We start from the raw sequence: 1,941 nt of genomic DNA, 5'->3' as shown, positions 1-1,941 counted from the left end.
GAAACTGACGCCGCGCACGCAGTTCCGCAACCCGGTGATGTTCTGCGTGTACGTCGGCAGCATCCTGACCACCATCCTGTGGCTGGCCGCGCTGTTCGGCCAGGCCGAGGCGCCGGCGGGCTTCATTCTCGCCGTGTCGCTGTGGCTGTGGTTCACGGTGCTGTTCGCGAACTTCGCGGAGGCGCTCGCCGAAGGCCGTTCCAAGGCCCAGGCCGCGTCGCTGCGCAGCGCGAAGAAAGACGTGATGGCCAAGAAGCTGAACGAGCCGCATCCGAAGGCGCCGATCCGCATCACCACGGCCACCGATCTGCGCAAGGGCGATGTCGTGCTGGTCGAGACCGGCGACACGATTCCCGCTGACGGTGAGGTGATCGAAGGCGTCGCGTCGGTCGACGAATCGGCGATTACCGGCGAATCGGCACCGGTGATCCGCGAGTCGGGCGGCGACTTTTCGTCGGTGACGGGCGGCACGCGCGTGCTGTCGGACTGGATCGTCGTGCGCGTCACGGCGAACCCGGGCGAAGCGTTCCTCGACCGCATGATCGCGATGGTCGAAGGCGCCAAGCGTCAGAAGACGCCGAACGAAATCGCGCTAACCATTCTGCTCGTCGCGCTGTCGATCGTGCTGCTGCTCGCGACCGCCACGCTGCTGCCGTTCTCGGTGTTCGCGGTCGAAGTGGTGAAGGCCGGCCACGTGGTGACGATCACCGCGCTCGTCGCGCTGCTGGTCTGCCTGATTCCGACCACGATCGGCGGTCTGCTGTCCGCGATCGGCGTGGCCGGCATGAGCCGCATGATGCAGGCGAACGTGATCGCCACCTCGGGCCGCGCGGTCGAAGCGGCTGGCGACGTCGACGTGCTGCTGCTCGACAAGACCGGCACGATCACGCTGGGTAACCGCCAGGCATCGGCCTTCGTGCCGGCGCCGGGCGTCACCGAGGAAGCGCTCGCCGACGCCGCGCAGCTCGCATCGCTGTCCGACGAAACGCCGGAAGGCCGCAGCGTCGTGGTGCTTGCGAAGCAGCGCTTCAATATCCGCCAGCGCGATATGGCCACGCTGCATCCGACCTTCATCGCGTTCAGCGCGCAGACGCGCATGAGCGGTGTCGACCTCGCGGACCGTGAAATCCGCAAGGGCGCCGCCGACGCGGTGAAGACCTACGTCGAAGCGCGCGGCGGCCGTTTCCCGACCGAAGTGCAGAACGTCGTGAATGAAGTCGCGCGGCGCGGCAGCACGCCGCTGGTGGTCGCCGAGAAGGGCGAGCAGGGTGCGCGCGTGCTCGGCGTGATCGAGCTGAAGGACGTCGTGAAGGGCGGCATCAAGGAGCGTTTTGCCGAACTGCGCAAGATGGGCATCAAGACCGTGATGGTGACCGGCGACAACCGGTTGACCGCCGCGGCGATCGCCGCCGAAGCGGGCGTCGACGACTTCCTCGCGGAAGCGACGCCGGAAGCGAAGCTCGCGACGATCCGTGCGCACCAGGCCGAAGGCCGCCTCGTCGCGATGACGGGCGACGGCACCAACGACGCGCCGGCGCTCGCGCAGGCCGACGTCGCGGTGGCGATGAACACCGGTACGCAGGCCGCGAAGGAAGCGGGCAACATGGTCGACCTGGACTCGAACCCGACCAAGCTGATCGAGATTGTCGAGATCGGCAAGCAGATGCTGATGACGCGCGGTTCGCTGACCACGTTCTCGATTGCCAACGACGTCGCGAAGTACTTCGCGATCATCCCGGCGGCGTTCGCGTCGACGTACCCGCAACTGCGCGTGCTCGACGTGATGCATCTGGCGACACCGGCGTCGGCGATCCTGTCAGCGGTGATCTTCAACGCGCTGATCATCGTGATGCTGATTCCGCTGGCGCTCAAAGGCGTCAAGTACCGTCCGATCGGCGCGGCGTCGCTGTTGCGCCGCAACCTGCTGATTTACGGCCTCGG

At 67.0% G+C, this 1,941-nt stretch carries 1 protein-coding gene; it reads left to right on the top strand.

Annotated elements, in window-relative coordinates:
• Nucleotides 1–1,941: potassium-transporting ATPase subunit KdpB (gene kdpB / locus HV796_RS41930; RefSeq protein WP_175233502.1), on the top strand; the 1,941-nt coding region annotated here is incomplete at both ends.

The sequence above is a fragment of the Paraburkholderia humisilvae genome (assembly GCF_902859855.1).
Classification (GTDB): Bacteria; Pseudomonadota; Gammaproteobacteria; order Burkholderiales; family Burkholderiaceae; genus Paraburkholderia; species Paraburkholderia humisilvae.
The sequence above is the reverse complement of the archived record's forward strand: the minus strand, read 5'-3'. Positions and strand labels throughout refer to the sequence as shown.